The sequence below is a fragment of the Devosia ginsengisoli genome, assembly GCF_024707105.1.
Classification (GTDB): Bacteria; Pseudomonadota; Alphaproteobacteria; order Rhizobiales; family Devosiaceae; genus Devosia; species Devosia ginsengisoli_A.
Window position 1 is genome coordinate 492,205 of sequence record NZ_JANQAJ010000009.1, and the last position, 15,296, is coordinate 507,500.

The window sequence follows — 15,296 nt, forward strand, 5'->3', positions numbered from 1 at the left end:
ATTGCGATCATGCCCTACCCCATCGCCTACCAGCTCTATTCCTCGCGCAATTTTCCGCCGCTCGCGGCGCAACTGCCTGTGCTCAAGGCGATGGGCTACGACGCGATCGAGCCGTGGCTGCCGGCCTATGAGGCCGATCCAAAGCTGTTCCGGCGCCAGTTGGATGATGCGGGTCTTGCCTGCTACGGCTTCCACATGCCCTTGGCAGGCCTGGTCAGTGAGCCGAACCGCTTCATCGACATTGCGCTCACGCTGGGCGCTACCGTGCTGATCCCGCCCTATGTCGCGGTCGAAGAGCGCGAAAACACGCCGGACTATTGGCGGGGGCTGGGTGAAAAGCTCGCCCGCGGCGCGGAAACGGCCGGGCCGCACGAGCTCAAGGTGGCCTGGCACAATCATGACTTCGAATATGTCCCGCTACCGGACGGCAGCAAACCGATCGACCATATCTTCGAGGCTGCCGGGCCTGACGTCTGGTTCGAGATCGACTGTGGATGGATCACAAGGGCGGGCGCCGACCCGGCTGCGGAGCTCAGGCGGTACGCCGACCGCATCATCGCCATCCAAACCAAGGACACGGCCCCGCTCGGCACCACGCTGGATGATGGCTGGACCGCCACAGGCGACGGCATCATAGACTGGGCCGCTCTCGTGCCGCTGTTCCGCCGGACCAGGGCCGATCACATCGTCACCGAACATGACAATCCGGGGGACTGGCAGCGTTTCGCCAGCCGCTCGATCTACCATCTCAAGGCCCTGGGACTCTAACCAGGATCGCTTGGCACGCGTGGTGCCATGCGGCGACTTAGCTCGCCTCGATACTTCTATTTGGCCTTCTTCAGGCGAGGCCCGCGACCCGAGCCAGGGTGAGGGCCATGTCGTCCTGGCCCTGCGCCAAGGTCGTACCGTTCAGCAGGACATGGTCACGTTCGAGAGGTATCGACGAGAAATAGCTTCCCGGATGCACGACCACGCCGCGACTGCTCATCTGGGTTGTCATCACATATTCGTCCGGAACCGGCAGCCAGATGGCAGGCCCGACGGTTTCGGGCAGATCGAAGCCAACACGACGCAGGGCCTTGGTGAAGGCCCGGTGCCGTTGGCGGCAGGTTGCGACGTAGCGGTCAAGTTCCGACAGGGCGCCAGGGTCTGAAAGCTGAAAGGCCAGCGCATCCTGCAGGATACGGCTGGTCCAGCCTGACGAGAAGGTCAGCTGCTGCCACATGCGGTCGATATAATAGTCGCTGCCCCCCGCCACGCCGATGCGCAGATCTGAGCCAAAGAAGAAATTATAGGCGTGGATATGCACCACAGCATGGGGCAGGTGCCGGCCGAGTGATTGCCAGGACTCGGTATGCAGCAAAGGCGTCTGCACCAGTTCGATGATTGGCATGCGGATATCGCGCAGCAGCTTGGTGGCCTGTGCCACCCATTCAGCCGAGACGCCCATGCCGGTGGGGTGGCCGCCGACAGGCTGGTAGACAAAGGCCGATGGCCGTCCACGCAGGGCGGCCTCCAATTGCCCCAGGTCCGGCCCGCCTTCCCCCCGGGTGACCGGTACCGGCGTTGCCCCCATCGCTTCGAGAATATCGAGAACGCGCGACACGGTCGGCGCCTCGACGATTACCCGGTCACCGGGCCTAACCGAGGCCTGCAGCGCCATTTCCACCGCACCGATGCCGCCATGCGTGGCCAGCAGATAGTTGGGAGGGAAGGGCCATCTGGGTTCTATCGCCCGGCGCAGGGCCGGGCTGATTGACACCGGATCGTTGGCATTGATTTCAAGGCTCTGCCCAACCGCCATCAGCGCGGGTGCCAGTGGTGGCAGGATAGTGCGGTCGGGGATGAGATGGCCCAGATTGAGGGCTATGCCCTCGGAGGCCCTCATCATCGTATCGTATCGGGTAGCCCGGGGGGCCAGCGGCGGGCCGAGAACTTTTGTTCCACCTCGGCGATTGGTCTCCAGCACGCGCCAATCCACCAGTTCTCGCCAGGCGGCCGCCACGCTTGCCGCACTCATGCCCATTGCCGCGGCGACTGCCCTAACGGTAGGCATTTGCTCGCCTTTCAGCAGTTGGCCGTCTGCCACCATTTCCATCACTGTACGACTCAATGCCCGCGCATTGCGCATCGGCACCCGCTTTACGATCTCTTCCAGGGCGGTCATCTCGTCACGTGTGCGTTATGTTTATGAACATACCAATATTGACCAGAACAAAAGTGCAGGTCTAGCCTCAATCTTCGACGGGCCCTGGTTTTCCCGAGCCTTTCCTGTGTCTCCGAGCTTGTTCACCCCCACCTGTCCTGGGAAGGAACCCATGTTGACTGCGCGCATCCCCCTGTCGATTGCCACCCTCCTCGTCGCCACCAGCCTCACCGCGCCCATGCTCACCGCCGCCGAACTGGCTGCCGTGTCCTTTGGCGGAGAACTGACGCTCGCCTCCACAAATTCTCCGCCAAACTGGAATCCGGTTTCAGCGACGGGGGATATCACCACCAATCGACAGCAGCTGTGGCCGCTCTATCCGCACCCGTTCCTGACCGGCACCGATGCCGGGGTAACGCTCAACAGCCAGCTTCTCGTGTCCGCCGGTATCGTCAGCCAGGATCCGATGGTGGTCGAATATGTGATCCGCCCGGAGGCCGTATGGTCCGATGGCACCCCGATCAGTGCCGCCGATTTCATCTACACCCAGCAGGTGCAGGACCCGGCAGCCTGCCCGGATTGCCTTGCCGCCTTTACCCAGGGTTATGATCTCGTTTCCGCGACCGAAGCGTCCGAAGACGGCAAGACCGTGCGCTTCACCTTCGAAAGCCCCTTCGCCCCCTGGCAGACGTTGTTCCCCTTCATCCTCCCCGCCCACGTCGCCGAAACCTATGGCGACCTGGCAACCTCGTTCAATGTCGGTCTTTCGGAGAACGCCCCGACGGTTTCCGGGGGTCCCTACGTCATCGAGGGCTATGAAGACGGCGTCGTCATGACCCTGGTCAAGAACCCGGCCTGGTACGGCAATCCCGCCCATCTCGACACGATCCGCTTCCGCTACATTGCCTCGGTCGGCGAGCAGGTAACCGCCTTGCAGAACGGCGAAATCGACGCCGTCTATGGCGGCGCCACGCTCGACACCGTCGAGCAGGTCAACCAGATGTTCGGCGTCAATGTCGAGGTCGGTCCCACGCTCACCTATTACCACTTCAGCCTAAAGGCCAATGGCGACGTCATGGGCGACCTCGCCCTGCGCCAGGCCATCACGAAGGTGCTCGACATTGCCGACATGACCATGCGCACCGTCGGCCAGTACGTCGAAGCTGCCGAGCCGATGACCAGCACGGCCTATATTCCCGGCCAGACCGTCGGCGGGGTGCTCGCCGAACAGGACAATACCGGCGCGACCGGCGTTGGCACCGGCGATGTCGATGGCGCGCTCGCCATCCTGACCGAGGCCGGCTACGCTGTCGTGGATGGCAAGCTCAACCTGCCCGATGGCACGCCCCTGCGTGATCTCGAAGTCCTGACCTATTCCACCGACCCCATCCGCATGCAGTTGGCCGAACTCGCTCAAGCCCAGTTGGCCAAGATCGGCATCACCGTCACCATCGATGCCGCCGACCGCACGCGCTATACGCCTGAAGCTCAAGCCGGCAATTTCGACATCTACACGACCGCCACCGCGCTCGATCTCGGCGCTCTGTCGCTGGCTCAGTGGTACCAGACCGGGGCCGCCCGCAATTACTTTGGCTACTCATCCGAGACGGTCGATGCCCTGGTCGAGGAAATCTCGGTGACGCTCGACGACGCGAAGACTGTCGAACTGACCAATGAGCTCGACCGTGCTCTCCTGGCGGACGGCGTCGTGGTTCCCCTGTTCCCCATTACCAACATGGCAGTCTATTCGGACAGCTACGCCAACCTCTTCGTGAACCCGTCCAAATACGGCACCACGATGAATATCGAGGAATGGGGCGTAAAGGCCGCTGAATAAGGCGCCACTCTCCGGGACGGGCAATGCCCGTCCCTCCCTTCCCCTGCAAAGCAGAGACAATCATGACCATCGACTTCGTCGTGGCGACCCCGCACGACGCGGTGCACTTTAACGACGTGCATCGCAACTACACTGCCACTGCCGGCTATCTTGTCTGCAATAACATCTACAATCGTATGGTGTTGACCGAGTGGTACAATTTCAACGGCTCCTATCCGGACCTGGCCACTCACTGGGAAATGCTGGATGGTGCCCGCCGCTGGCGCTTCCACCTCAACCAGGCCGCGCGCTGGCAGGACGGCGTGCCGATGACCGCCCATGACGTGGTCTACACCCATCTGCACGCCCAGAAGATGGGCTATACCGGCGCCATGTTCCTGACCGACGTCGAGAACCTTGTCGCCGTCAACGACTATACGGTCGACTATCACCTGACTGGACCGAATTCGGGCTTCCTGGTCCAGCTGGGCAATTTCATCTTCTCCCACATCCTGCCGCGCCACCTCTACGAAGGCACGGACTGGGACACCAATCCCTACAATCTCAAGCCTGTTGGCTCAGGCCCGTTCCGCCTCGTGGAATGGGAAAAGGGCAAACAGATCATCCTCGAAAAGGTCAAGAACCATTGGGGACCGCAGCCCGAGATCGACCGCATCATCCTCAAAATCCAGCCCGATCGCGATGAATGCGTGAAGATGGTGGTGCGCGGCGAAGCCGACTTCTTCCCGCAGGACACCCTGACCTTCGATCGCCTGCACCTCATCGAGGGTGCCGACAATGTCGAGTTGATGCGTGGGAAGGGGCCGGGCATGGCGCTGCTCGACTTCAACCATGGCAGCGAACTCTGGGCCGACCGGCGGCGGCGCGAGGCCATCGCCAAGGCCGTCAACCGCGACGATATCGCCAAGATCACCGATCCGGGCGCCAGCTCGGCCTGGGATCACTACCTGCTCGGCAGTGTCGAATGGGCCTTCAATCCCGACGTCAAGGCACCCGGTCATGACGCTGCCGAAGCCGAGCGCCTGCTCGATGAAAGCGGCCTCACCCGCGACGCCAATGGTTCGCGCGGCAAGCTGCGCATGTTCTATATGGATACGTTCTATGGCCATAAGGCGCTCAGCGCCATCATCGCCAAGAACCTCGAAGCTGTCGGCTTCAGCGTTGAATATGCCGGCCTCAGCGCGGTGGAATGGTCCCAGCGGGTTCGCAAGGAACACGATTTCGACCTCTATATCGTTGGCGGCACCATGTCCCCCGACATCGAGATCACGGCGACCAAATACTCGTCATCCGGCCTCAACAATATGGGCCTGCACCACAACAAGGATGCCGACGCCGCCTATGAAGCCGGCCGGTCCGCACTGACCCGCGAGGACCGCGGCGCGGCCTACAAGCACCTGCAGGAAATCTGGAACCGTGATTGCGAATTCGTGCCCCTGCTATGGTACGGCACCTACTATGCGCGTTCGAAGCGCTTCTTCGGCTGGGCCGACCAGCTCGACTACTCCGTGCCGTGGTGGCATTGGGGCCGCATCCGTCCGATCGCGACGCCCTGACGCCGTCACTGCCCGAGCGATGAGGAGATGACATGCTCACCCTGATTGGCCGCCGCCTGCTGAACAGCATCGGTATCCTGCTGGTCTCGACCTTTGTCGTCTACATCCTCGTCGCCATGGCGGGCGATCCCCTTGCCGAAATGCGTGAGCGTCAGCCACCCATTCCGGAGAACGTCATCCAGGCCGAGGCACAGCGCCTTGGCCTGGATCAGCCGGTGGTCCTGCGTTACGTCACCTGGCTGGGCGGCGTCGTGCAGGGTGATTTTGGTCCCTCGGTCAAACCCAACCAGAATATCGGCCAGGAACTGGCGCCCCGTGTCGGTGTTACCCTGCGCCTCGTGACCGTCGCCATCGTCATCGCCACACTGCTGGCTCTGATTGCCGGTACCGCCGCGGCACTGTTCCGCAACCGCCCCGCTGACCATTTCATTTCCACCTCCGCCTTCATCCTCATCGCGCTGCCCTCGTTCTGGCTGGCCGTGCTGCTCAAGCAGCTCGGTATCGCCATCAACAAGGCAGCCAATGCCCGCATCTTCTTCACCGTCGGCGACGTATCGGTACCTGCACCGCAGCAATTCCTGCCGTTGATGGCGGACATGGCCGGGCATTTGATCCTGCCGACCATCGTGCTCGCCATGATCCACTATGCCAGTTGGAGCCGTTATCAGCGCACCGCCGTCGTGGAATCGCTGTCCAGCGATCATGTGCGCTTTGCCGTGTTGCGCGGCCTTTCGCGCGGGCGGATCATCCGCTCGCATGTGATGCGCCCTGCCCTCATACCCATCGTCACCGTGGTGGCGCTCGACCTGCCGGCCCTGTTCTCGGGCGCCGTCATCACGGAAACGGTGTTCCAGTGGCGCGGAATGGGGGGATTCCTGCTCGAATCCATCGCCAACCGCGACGCCAACGCCGTCATGGCCTGGCTGCTGGTCGCCGCCATTGCCGTCGTCTTTTTCAACCTGCTGGCGGACATCTTCTACGCCCTGATCGATCCGAGGGTCCGCTATGGCCAAGCCTGAACCCGTACCGGTGGCCGCTGCCTATACTTCCAGGTCGCGCTTCGGCCTCGCCATCCGCCGTTTCCGTTCCAACCCCCTTGCCCTGCTCGGCACGTTTCTGCTGGCCGGCCTGCTGCTGGTTGCCATCTTCGGCCCCATGCTCTGGCACTATGGCTTCACCGAGATCACGCCGGACCTGTCCCAGCCGCCATCCTGGCTGCATCCGCTTGGGACCGACACGCTGGGCCGCGACATGCTGGCCCTCGTCATGCGCGGCATGCAGCAGTCGCTGCTCATCGCCGGCACAGTCGCGCTGATCGCCACGGTCATCGGCACGCTGGTTGGCGTGATGTCCGGCTATTTCGGCGGCTTGGTCGATGCCTCGCTGATGCGCCTGGTCGATCTGGTCCTGACCATTCCCACCATTGCGCTGGCTGCCTTCCTCGGCAACACCATGAGCAATTCGGGCGTCTCCTGGCTAGGCCTGTCGCTGGTGTTGGGGGCCTTGTTCTGGACCTCGGTGGCGCGGCTGGTACGCGGCGTCTCGCTCAGCCTGCGTGAGCTGCCCTATATCAAGGCCTCGCGTGTCATGGGCGCCGGTCATGCCCGCATCATGCTCCGCCACATGATCCCGAACGTGGCCGACCACATCATCGTTGCCACGGCCCTGCTGGTCGGCGTCGCTATTCTTTCGGAAACCGGCCTCTCTTTCCTCGGCTTCGGCGTAAGACCGCCCGATACCTCGCTCGGCCTGCTGATTGCCAATGCCCAGACCGCCGTCTTGACCCGTCCATGGATGTTCTATGCGCCGGGCCTGCTGATCATCATGATCGTACTCTCCATCAACTATGTCGGCGAGGGCCTGCGCGATGCTTTCAATCCGAAGGCCAACCCGACCAATCCCTTGATCGAACACCGCGCGCGCTACAAGGCGGAGACCAATGTGCCCGCCCCGCCGGCCAATGGTCTTGTCAACCTCACCAGCTTCAGCGTTCGCTTTCCGGGCGCCGACAGGCCAGCCGTCGACAATGTCGATCTCAGCATTGCCCGAGGTGAAGTATTGGCCCTGGTCGGCGAGTCAGGCAGTGGCAAGTCTTTGACCTCGTTGGCCTTGGCTGGCCTGTTGCCGATAGGTGCCATGCAATCGGGCCGCGTCAGCTTTGACGGGCAGGACATGGGCGGGCTCGATTTCCAGCACTGGCGCGCCTTCCGCGGTCGCCGCATTGCGACCATTCTGCAGGACCCCTCTACGAGCCTCAATCCCGTCCTGACCATCGGGGCGCAGTTCGAGGAATCCTTCCGCATTGCCGGCGACATCTCCACTGCCGAAGCGCGCAGACGTGCGATCGAGCTGATGACGCTGATGGCCATCCGCGATCCGCAGTCCCGTCTTGAGCAATATCCGCACCAGATGTCCGGGGGCATTCGCCAGCGCATCGTCATCGCCATGGCCATGATCCATAACCCCGACCTGATCATCGCCGACGAACCTACTACGGCGCTCGATGTGACTGTGCAGGCCCAGGTGCTCGACGCCCTGCGCATCGCGCGTGAAAAGACCAATGCCGCCATGCTGTTCATAACCCACGACCTGGCTCTGGTCGCCGGCATTGCCGACCGTGTCGCCGTCATGCGTGCCGGCAGGATCGTTGAGCAGCAGGATGTCTTCTCGCTCTTCTCCGCCCCGCGCGATCCCTACACCACCCGGCTATTGAGCCTGGCCCCGCGCCTCGGCGAGGCCGTCACCACCAATCCGGCGCAACCCGTTTCGACCTCGGCCCAGCCGCTTCTCACGGTTGAAAATCTCTCGCGCCAATTCCTGCGGCCACGCTCGCGCACAATCAAAGGGGGTGACCGCGTGGTGCACGCCCTGCGCAATGTGAGCTTTGACCTCAATGCGGGCGAAACGCTCGGCATTGTCGGCGAATCCGGCTCCGGCAAGACCACGATGCTCTCCACCATCCTTGGCCTGCACAAGCCCACCGCCGGTCGAGTGCTGTTCGAAGGCGTCGATCTCGGTCGGGCCAGCCCAGCCGCGCGCAGGGCAGCCAGTCGCTCCATGTCGGTGGTCTTCCAGGACCCCTATACGTCGCTCGATCCACGCATGACGGTGCGCGACCTGCTGCTCGAGCCGGCACAGATCCATGGTGCGACCAGCGATGTCGAAACCCGCGCCCGCGCCATGCTGGATCGTGTTCGTCTCCCGATGGCATCGCTCGACCGCTATCCGCATGAATTCTCCGGCGGACAGCGCCAACGCATAGCGATCGCCCGCTCGCTGATGCTCGATCCCAAGCTGGTCGTTCTGGACGAACCCGTCTCGGCGCTGGACGTCTCGATCCAACAGGACATCATTGCCTTGCTCGGCGAGCTCAAGCGCGACTTCGGCGTGGCCTACCTGCTGGTCGCGCACGACCTTGCCATCGTAGCCGAACTCAGCGACCGCATCGGCGTCATGCTGGGTGGCGAAATGGTCGAACTGGGTACGGCCGAACAGGTCGTTCACCGCCCCATCCATGCCTATACCCGCTCGCTGCTCGATGCCGTGCCGATCCCCGATCCCGTCATCGAACGCGACCGCCTGGCTCGGCGCGCCGCGGAGTTGATCTCCGCCTGACATTCAACACGAAGGAATTGCCATGACCATCAAACGCATACACGTCGGCCCACGCATGAGCGGCATCGTTATCAACGGGAACAACGTCCATCTCTCGGGCATGACTGCAGCAAAACGCGAGGGCCGCAGCGTCGCGGACCAGACCAGCGACATCCTCGCTCGCATCGACGAATTACTGGCCGATGCCGGCACCAGCAAGGAACACCTGGTCCAGGTAAATATCTGGCTGAGCGACATTGGCACTTTCGCCGAAATGAACGAGGTCTGGGACAAGTGGGTCATGCAAGGCCACACGCCCGCCCGAGCGACCGTCGAGGCGCGCCTGGCGCTGCCCGATATCAAGGTCGAGATTCAGGTCCTCGCCGCATTGCCGCAAAACTAGGAAAGCAGGGGGAGGCGTTGGCCGAGCTCGGAAGGCCGCGCCTTCCCGAAATGGCTGCACCTTGACCGGCGCGCAAAAGCAGGTCCGGGGCCAAGTCTGTCATCCGCGCTAGCGCCCCAGTTTGGATGCTGTAACGAACAGTCCCGGCGCCCATGAGGGCTTCTTCGCCCGGCGCCGGCATGTCGACAGTAGCATGAGTGGAGGCTTTCTCATTGCCCGACAGAGTCAATCTGCCTCGGCGCTGTCGTCCATGCTGGCATGACCAAGGCCCCGTCCTGCCTGTTCTTGCGCCGCCGTACTGAACAAAAATTGCGCAAGCCGGTCATTCTTTGATCAATTTGGCTAACCTTAAGAAAATACTTGCCAATCTTTACGCTCTCCAATTCAATCATTGCAGGAGAGTATGGCGTGAGCACATTCGATGAGATGACCCTGGGTGGTCAGGCAAGATCACCTTACCAAGATTACAAGGGCTGGTTCGACGCCCAGGACGTCGACTGGCTGAAGGAAAAATCGAGCGACGCCGAAAAAGTGTTCCGCCGCACCGGCATCACCTTTGCCGTCTATGGCGACGCCGAGGCGGCCGAACGGCTCATCCCCTTCGACATCGTCCCGCGCATCCTCTCGGGCAAGGAATGGCGCCGGCTGGTGCAGGGGATCGAACAGCGGGTGAGGGCGCTCAATGCCTTCCTCTACGACATCTACCACCGCCAGGAGATCGTCAAGGCCGGCCGGATCCCACGCGAGCTGATCGCCGGCAACAGGGCGTTCGTGCCCGAAATGATCGGTGTGCGCCCGCCCGGCGGTGTCTATACCCACATTATCGGCGTCGATATCGTGCGCACCGCCGAGGACGAATTCTACGTGCTCGAGGACAACGCCCGCACCCCGTCGGGCGTCTCCTACATGCTGGAGAACCGGGAAACCATGATGCAGCTCTTTCCCGAGCTGTTCGGCCGGATAAAGGTCCTTCCGGTCGAGAACTATCCCCAGCTCCTGCGTGAATCCCTCGCCAAGGTCAAGCCGACCGGCTGCGCCGGAGGCCCGACCATCGCAGTGCTGACGCCGGGCATCTTCAACTCCGCCTATTTCGAGCACGCTTTCCTGGCCGACCAGATGGGGGTCGAACTGGTCGAGGGGCAGGACCTGCGGGTGGTCGACGGCCGCGTCGCCATGCGCACCACGCAAGGGTACAAGACCATAGATGTGCTCTACCGCCGGGTCGACGACGATTTCCTCGATCCCCTGACCTTTTCGCCCGATTCCATCCTGGGCGTTCCCGGCATCATGGACGTCTACCGCGCCGGCAACGTCGCCATCGCCAACGCGCCGGGCACGGGAATCGCCGACGACAAGGCGATCTATTCCTACATGCCCGAGATCGTCGAGTTCTACACCGGCCGCAAGGCGATCCTCAATAACGTGCCCACCTGGCGGTGTTCGGAGCCCGACAGCCTCGCCTACGTGCTCGAACACCTTGAAGAGCTGGTGGTCAAGGAAGTCCACGGTTCGGGCGGCTACGGCATGCTGGTCGGCCCGGCGGCGTCGCGCAGGGAGCGCGAGGCGTTCGCCGAAAAGCTGCGCGCCCGTCCTTCCAACTATATCGCCCAGCCCACGCTTTCGCTTTCCAGTTGTCCGGTGTTCACCGAAAAGGGCCTGGCGCCGCGCCATGTGGATCTGCGCCCCTTCGTGCTGGTGTCCGACCGCATCCACATCGTTCCCGGCGGGCTCACCCGCGTGGCGCTCAAGGAAGGCTCGCTGGTGGTCAATTCCTCCCAGGGGGCGGCACCAAGGACACATGGGTGCTCGATGACTGAGGGGAAGCGCCCATGCTGCTAGGCCGGGCGGCCAACGGGCTCTATTGGATGAACCGCTATATCGAGCGCGCCGAGAACATGGCCCGGCTCGTCGATACCGGCCACAGGCTGGCGCTCACCCAGACCGGAACCGCCACGGACGAATGGATGTCGGTGATGACCAGCGCCGGCGTGCGCCAGGCGTTCGATGCGCGCAACCGTCCCTATGACGCGGCCGCCGTCGTCGATTTTCTCTTGCGCGATCCCGACAATCCCTCAAGCGTCATGACGTGCATGGAAACCGCGCGCATCAACGGGCGCCTGGTGCGCACCTCGCTGACCCGCGAGGTCTGGGAGAGCGTCAACGAAGCCTGGATGGCCCTGCGCCGCATCCTGGGGCAAAAGGTGGATGAACGCGAACTGCCCTGGGTGCTCGATGCCATCAAGCGCGAGACGGCACTGATCCGCGGCGCCTTCCATGGCACGATGCTACGCAACGAGATCTTCGATTTCGCCAAGCTGGGCACGCTGATGGAACGGGCCGACTCCACGGCGCGCATCCTCGACGTCAAATACTGGGTGCTGCTGCCCTCGGTAAGTTGGGTGGGCTCGACCTTCGACACCCATCAGTGGCAGACCATCCTGCGTTCGGTATCGGCCCAACGGTCGTTCCGCTGGAGCTATGAGGGCGAATACACCCCGGCCAACGTCGCCGACTACATCATCCTCAATCGCCGTATGCCCCGCTCGCTGGCCTATTGCCATTCGGGCATCTGCGACGCGCTGGGCTTTCTCGCCGAGGAATACGGCACGCGCCACACCAGCCACCAGATGGCCCAGAACATGCTTACAAAGCTCAGATCGGCGACCATCGCCGATATTTTCGAAGAGGGGCTGCACGAGTTCCTGACCGAATTCCTGCGCTCCAACGCCGCACTCGCCGACCAGATCGCGGTCGATTACCGGTTCTATTGAAGATGCGGCTCAGGATTTCCCATATCAGCGAATATTCCTACGACGCGCCGCTCTTCTACGCGCTCCAGCGCCTGCGGCTGGTGCCCAAATCTGGGCCTACTCAGACGGTGACCGAATGGTCGCTTTCGATCGAGGGCGCCCGCGAGGAGGTGCGCTATGACGACGCCTTCGACAACGATACGCGCCTGCTCAGCATCAATGACGAGCCCCATCGCATCATCGTTACTGCTTCGGGGGTGGTCGATACCGTCGACGCCAACGGTATTTTCGGTCCCCATCGCGGCCTCGCTCCGCTGTGGCTGTTCCGCCAGCCCACCGATCTCTCCCGGCCCGGCCAGGGCGTGGCGGCGCTCGCGGAGGTCGTGGGCGAGGGCGAGGGCGGCGAGATCGAAAGACTCCATGCCCTGATGGCTCTGGTGCGCGAGCGTGTCGCCTATACCGTGGGCGCCACCAACGCGGTCACCACCGCCGAGGAGGCGCTGGCCCAGGGGCAGGGTGTGTGCCAGGATCACGCCCATATCTTCATTTCCGCAGCCCGCCGGCTGGGCTTTGCTGCCCGCTACGTCAGCGGCTATCTGCGGCTGGACGGCGCGGATGAACAGACAGCCAGTCACGCCTGGGCCGAAGCCTATGTGGAGGGCCTGGGCTGGGCCGGGTTCGACAGCTCCAATGGCATCTCTCCCGATGAGCGCTATGTGCGCGTCGCTTGCGGGCGCGATTATCGCGATGCCATGCCCGTCATGGGGATCAGGCTGGGCCAGGCCGAGGAACGGCTTGCGGTCCGTATCACCGTCGAGCAGTAATCGTCTTCTGAATATCGCGAGTCGGGGCAAATTCAAGTGACCTATTGCGTAGGCCTCAAGATCGACACCGGCCTGGTCTTCATGTCCGACACCCGGACCAATGCCGGGGTCGACAACATTTCGACCTTTTCCAAAATGCGGACCTGGCAGGTGCCGGGCGGGCGCGTCATCGTGCTGCTCTCGGCCGGCAACCTCGCCACCACCCAGGCGGTGATCAGCCTGCTGGACGAGCGCACCAAGGCGGTCGAGGAGCGCGCGCCCTCGCTTCTGGCCACCCCATCGATGTTCCAAACCGCGCAGTTGGTGGGCGATACGCTCAAGGAGGTGATCCGCCAAGCTGCCCCCGCCGGCCAGAATGCCGACGCGTTCGGGGCGAGCTTCATCCTGGGCGGCCAGATCAGGGGCGGAGAGCCGCGCCTGTTCCTCGTCTATCCGGAAGGCAATTTCATCGAGGCGGGCGAAGACACGCCCTTTTTCCAGATAGGGGAGACCAAATACGGCAAGCCCATTCTGATCCGTGCCCATGAAAAGGGCCTGGGCTTTGCCGAAACGGTCAAGCTTTTGCTGGTGAGCTTCGATTCCACGGTCAAGGCCAACCTCTCTGTCGGCCTGCCGCTCGACCTCGCCTATTGCGAGCGCGACAGCTTCACCGTCGGCTACCGCAAGCGCATCGAGCAGGACGATCCCTATTTCCGTACGGTTTCCGAAGGCTGGTCGAGCGCGCTCAAATCCGCGATCAAGAGCCTGCCCGATTTCGAGCCCTGAGGGTGGTCTGGCACGGCGCGTGCTCTTCATGTCTCTGTTTTACGAGAAACAAACTGGCTTCGATCGCCTTAGCGGCATGGCATCATGGTGCTTGCCTTATGCGACATTCGAAGGGGATGGGGAGCAGGTCACCTGGAGCTCACCGAACCAGCCAAAAACGAAAAACCCCTCACCGTTTCCGGTGAAAGGTTTGAATTTCATTTCGACATCTAAGAGATCATACGTTTTTGGCAGACCTTGCAGCGACCTACTCTCCCAAGCCTTGAGACTTAGTACCATTGGCGCAGAGGAATTTGACGGTCGAGTTCGGGATGGGATCGGGTCTTGGGCTCCTCGCAAAAACCACAAGGTCAGCGAAAAACGTATGAGTGAATTCTGGTTTTTTGGTTCTGTATTGGTTTCAACCTCTCCCATGCAAGGAGGTTGAAACTGGTGTTTCTAACCGATCATTTCACAGTCTATGCGGACATAGATTAATGAGAACGATCAAGCCAATCGAGCTATTAGTACCGGTAAGCTTCACACATTGCTGCGCTTCCACACCCGGCCTATCGACGTGGTGGTCTTCCACGGCTCTCAAGGGAATACTAGTTTTGAAGGAGGCTTCCTGCTTAGATGCTTTCAGCAGTTATCCCGTCCGAACTTAGCTACCCTGCAATGCGGCTGGCGCCACAACAGGTCCACCAGAGGTTCGTCCAACCCGGTCCTCTCGTACTAGGGTCAGCTCTTCTCAATATTCCTACACCCACGGCAGATAGGGACCGAACTGTCTCACGACGTTCTAAACCCAGCTCACGTACCACTTTAAATGGCGAACAGCCATACCCTTGGGACCTGCTCCAGCCCCAGGATGTGATGAGCCGACATCGAGGTGCCAAACAATGCCGTCGATATGGACTCTTGGGCATTATCAGCCTGTTATCCCCAGCGTACCTTTTATTCGTTGAGCGATGGCCCTTCCACGCGGGACCACCGGATCACTATGACCGACTTTCGTCTCTGCTCGACTTGTCAGTCTCGCAGTCAGGCAGGCTTATGCCATTGCACTCGAGGAACGATTTCCGACCGTTCTGAGCCTACCATCGCGCGCCTCCGTTACTCTTTGGGAGGCGACCGCCCCAGTCAAACTACCCACCATACGCGGTCCCGGACACTGTTATGCCGCGGTTAGACATCTATGACGATAAGGGTGGTATCTCATCTTGCGGCTCCACAAGAACTGGCGTCCCTGCTTCAAAGCCTACCACCTATCCTGCACATGCCGACACAAATGCCAGCGTAAAGCTATAGTAAAGGTGCATGGGGTCTTTCCGTCTGACCGCAGGAACCCCGCATCTTCACGGGGAATTCAATTTCACTGAGTCTATACTGGAGACAGTGGGGAAGTCGTTACGCCATTCGTGCAGGTCGGAACTTACCCG

The 15,296-nt window shown here is 62.0% G+C and carries 10 protein-coding genes, 2 rRNA genes and 1 pseudogene (1 of these 13 running past the window's edge); 10 read left to right on the plus strand and 3 right to left on the minus strand.

The features are described from left to right. The first annotated feature begins 9 nt into the window (after window positions 1-9). The gene (locus NVV79_RS12315; protein ID WP_303989781.1) at window positions 10-768 is read left to right on the plus strand and encodes a sugar phosphate isomerase/epimerase; all 759 of its coding nucleotides are present in this window, start codon (window positions 10-12) and stop codon (window positions 766-768) included. Window positions 769-838: 70 nt separating this feature from the next. On the opposite strand, the gene NVV79_RS12320 is transcribed toward NVV79_RS12315, so the two are convergent. Further along, entirely contained in the window at window positions 839-2,167 is a 1,329-nt protein-coding gene (locus tag NVV79_RS12320) for an aminotransferase class I/II-fold pyridoxal phosphate-dependent enzyme (protein ID WP_303989783.1), read from the minus strand. Between the two features lie 151 nt (window positions 2,168-2,318). Between NVV79_RS12320 and NVV79_RS12325 the strand changes: the two genes are divergently transcribed. The 9 genes and pseudogenes from NVV79_RS12325 (at window position 2,319) to NVV79_RS12365 (ending at window position 13,875) form a co-directional block, all read left to right on the plus strand. After that, window positions 2,319-3,983: an ABC transporter family substrate-binding protein gene (locus NVV79_RS12325; protein ID WP_303989786.1), complete on the plus strand. Its 1,665-nt coding sequence runs from the start codon at window positions 2,319-2,321 to the stop codon at window positions 3,981-3,983. Between the two features lie 62 nt (window positions 3,984-4,045). Then, window positions 4,046-5,539 (plus strand): ABC transporter substrate-binding protein, encoded by a 1,494-nt coding sequence (locus NVV79_RS12330; protein ID WP_303989789.1) that lies wholly within the window; start codon window positions 4,046-4,048, stop codon window positions 5,537-5,539. Window positions 5,540-5,571: 32 nt separating this feature from the next. Next, window positions 5,572-6,558: an ABC transporter permease gene (locus NVV79_RS12335; protein WP_303989793.1), complete on the plus strand. Its 987-nt coding sequence runs from the start codon at window positions 5,572-5,574 to the stop codon at window positions 6,556-6,558. Beyond that, complete coding sequence (locus tag NVV79_RS12340; protein WP_303989795.1) at window positions 6,545-9,154, plus strand: dipeptide ABC transporter ATP-binding protein; 2,610 nt, start codon at window positions 6,545-6,547, stop codon at window positions 9,152-9,154. Before NVV79_RS12335 ends, NVV79_RS12340 begins: the two co-directional genes overlap by 14 nt. A 22-nt stretch (window positions 9,155-9,176) precedes the next feature. Next, a complete protein-coding gene (locus NVV79_RS12345; protein ID WP_303989798.1) occupies window positions 9,177-9,536 on the plus strand; it encodes a RidA family protein in 360 nt (119 codons plus the stop codon). 408 nt (window positions 9,537-9,944) lie between these two features. After that, window positions 9,945-11,353: pseudogene (locus NVV79_RS12350) on the plus strand (circularly permuted type 2 ATP-grasp protein). Window positions 11,354-11,365: 12 nt separating this feature from the next. Continuing rightward, window positions 11,366-12,307, plus strand: a complete 942-nt coding sequence (locus NVV79_RS12355) for an alpha-E domain-containing protein (protein ID WP_303989801.1) — start codon at window positions 11,366-11,368, stop codon at window positions 12,305-12,307. Window positions 12,308-12,309: 2 nt separating this feature from the next. Then, window positions 12,310-13,110, plus strand: coding sequence for a transglutaminase family protein (locus tag NVV79_RS12360; protein ID WP_303989804.1), 801 nt, complete (start codon window positions 12,310-12,312; stop codon window positions 13,108-13,110). Between the two features lie 36 nt (window positions 13,111-13,146). After that, complete coding sequence (locus NVV79_RS12365; protein ID WP_303989806.1) at window positions 13,147-13,875, plus strand: proteasome-type protease; 729 nt, start codon at window positions 13,147-13,149, stop codon at window positions 13,873-13,875. A 234-nt stretch (window positions 13,876-14,109) separates the two neighbouring features. On the opposite strand, the gene rrf is transcribed toward NVV79_RS12365, so the two are convergent. Together rrf and NVV79_RS12375 are read right to left on the minus strand one after the other, a co-directional pair. Next, window positions 14,110-14,225, minus strand: a 5S ribosomal RNA gene (gene rrf, locus NVV79_RS12370). Between the two features lie 132 nt (window positions 14,226-14,357). Then, window positions 14,358-15,296: ribosomal RNA gene (locus NVV79_RS12375) — 23S ribosomal RNA — on the minus strand (it continues 1,785 nt past the right edge of the window).

What these genes read in the sequence shown, in the direction of transcription:
- NVV79_RS12360 (WP_303989804.1), top strand. Translation starts at nt 12,310, where the DNA reads ATGCGGCTCAGGATTTCCCATATCAGCGAATATTCCTACGACGCGCCG.
- NVV79_RS12325 (WP_303989786.1), top strand. Translation starts at nt 2,319, where the DNA reads ATGTTGACTGCGCGCATCCCCCTGTCGATTGCCACCCTCCTCGTCGCC.
- NVV79_RS12315 (WP_303989781.1), top strand. Translation starts at nt 10, where the DNA reads ATGCCCTACCCCATCGCCTACCAGCTCTATTCCTCGCGCAATTTTCCG.
- NVV79_RS12340 (WP_303989795.1), top strand. Translation starts at nt 6,545, where the DNA reads ATGGCCAAGCCTGAACCCGTACCGGTGGCCGCTGCCTATACTTCCAGG.
- NVV79_RS12330 (WP_303989789.1), top strand. Translation starts at nt 4,046, where the DNA reads ATGACCATCGACTTCGTCGTGGCGACCCCGCACGACGCGGTGCACTTT.
- NVV79_RS12345 (WP_303989798.1), top strand. Translation starts at nt 9,177, where the DNA reads ATGACCATCAAACGCATACACGTCGGCCCACGCATGAGCGGCATCGTT.
- NVV79_RS12335 (WP_303989793.1), top strand. Translation starts at nt 5,572, where the DNA reads ATGCTCACCCTGATTGGCCGCCGCCTGCTGAACAGCATCGGTATCCTG.
- NVV79_RS12320 (WP_303989783.1), bottom strand. Translation starts at nt 2,167, where the DNA reads ATGACCGCCCTGGAAGAGATCGTAAAGCGGGTGCCGATGCGCAATGCG.
- NVV79_RS12355 (WP_303989801.1), top strand. Translation starts at nt 11,366, where the DNA reads ATGCTGCTAGGCCGGGCGGCCAACGGGCTCTATTGGATGAACCGCTAT.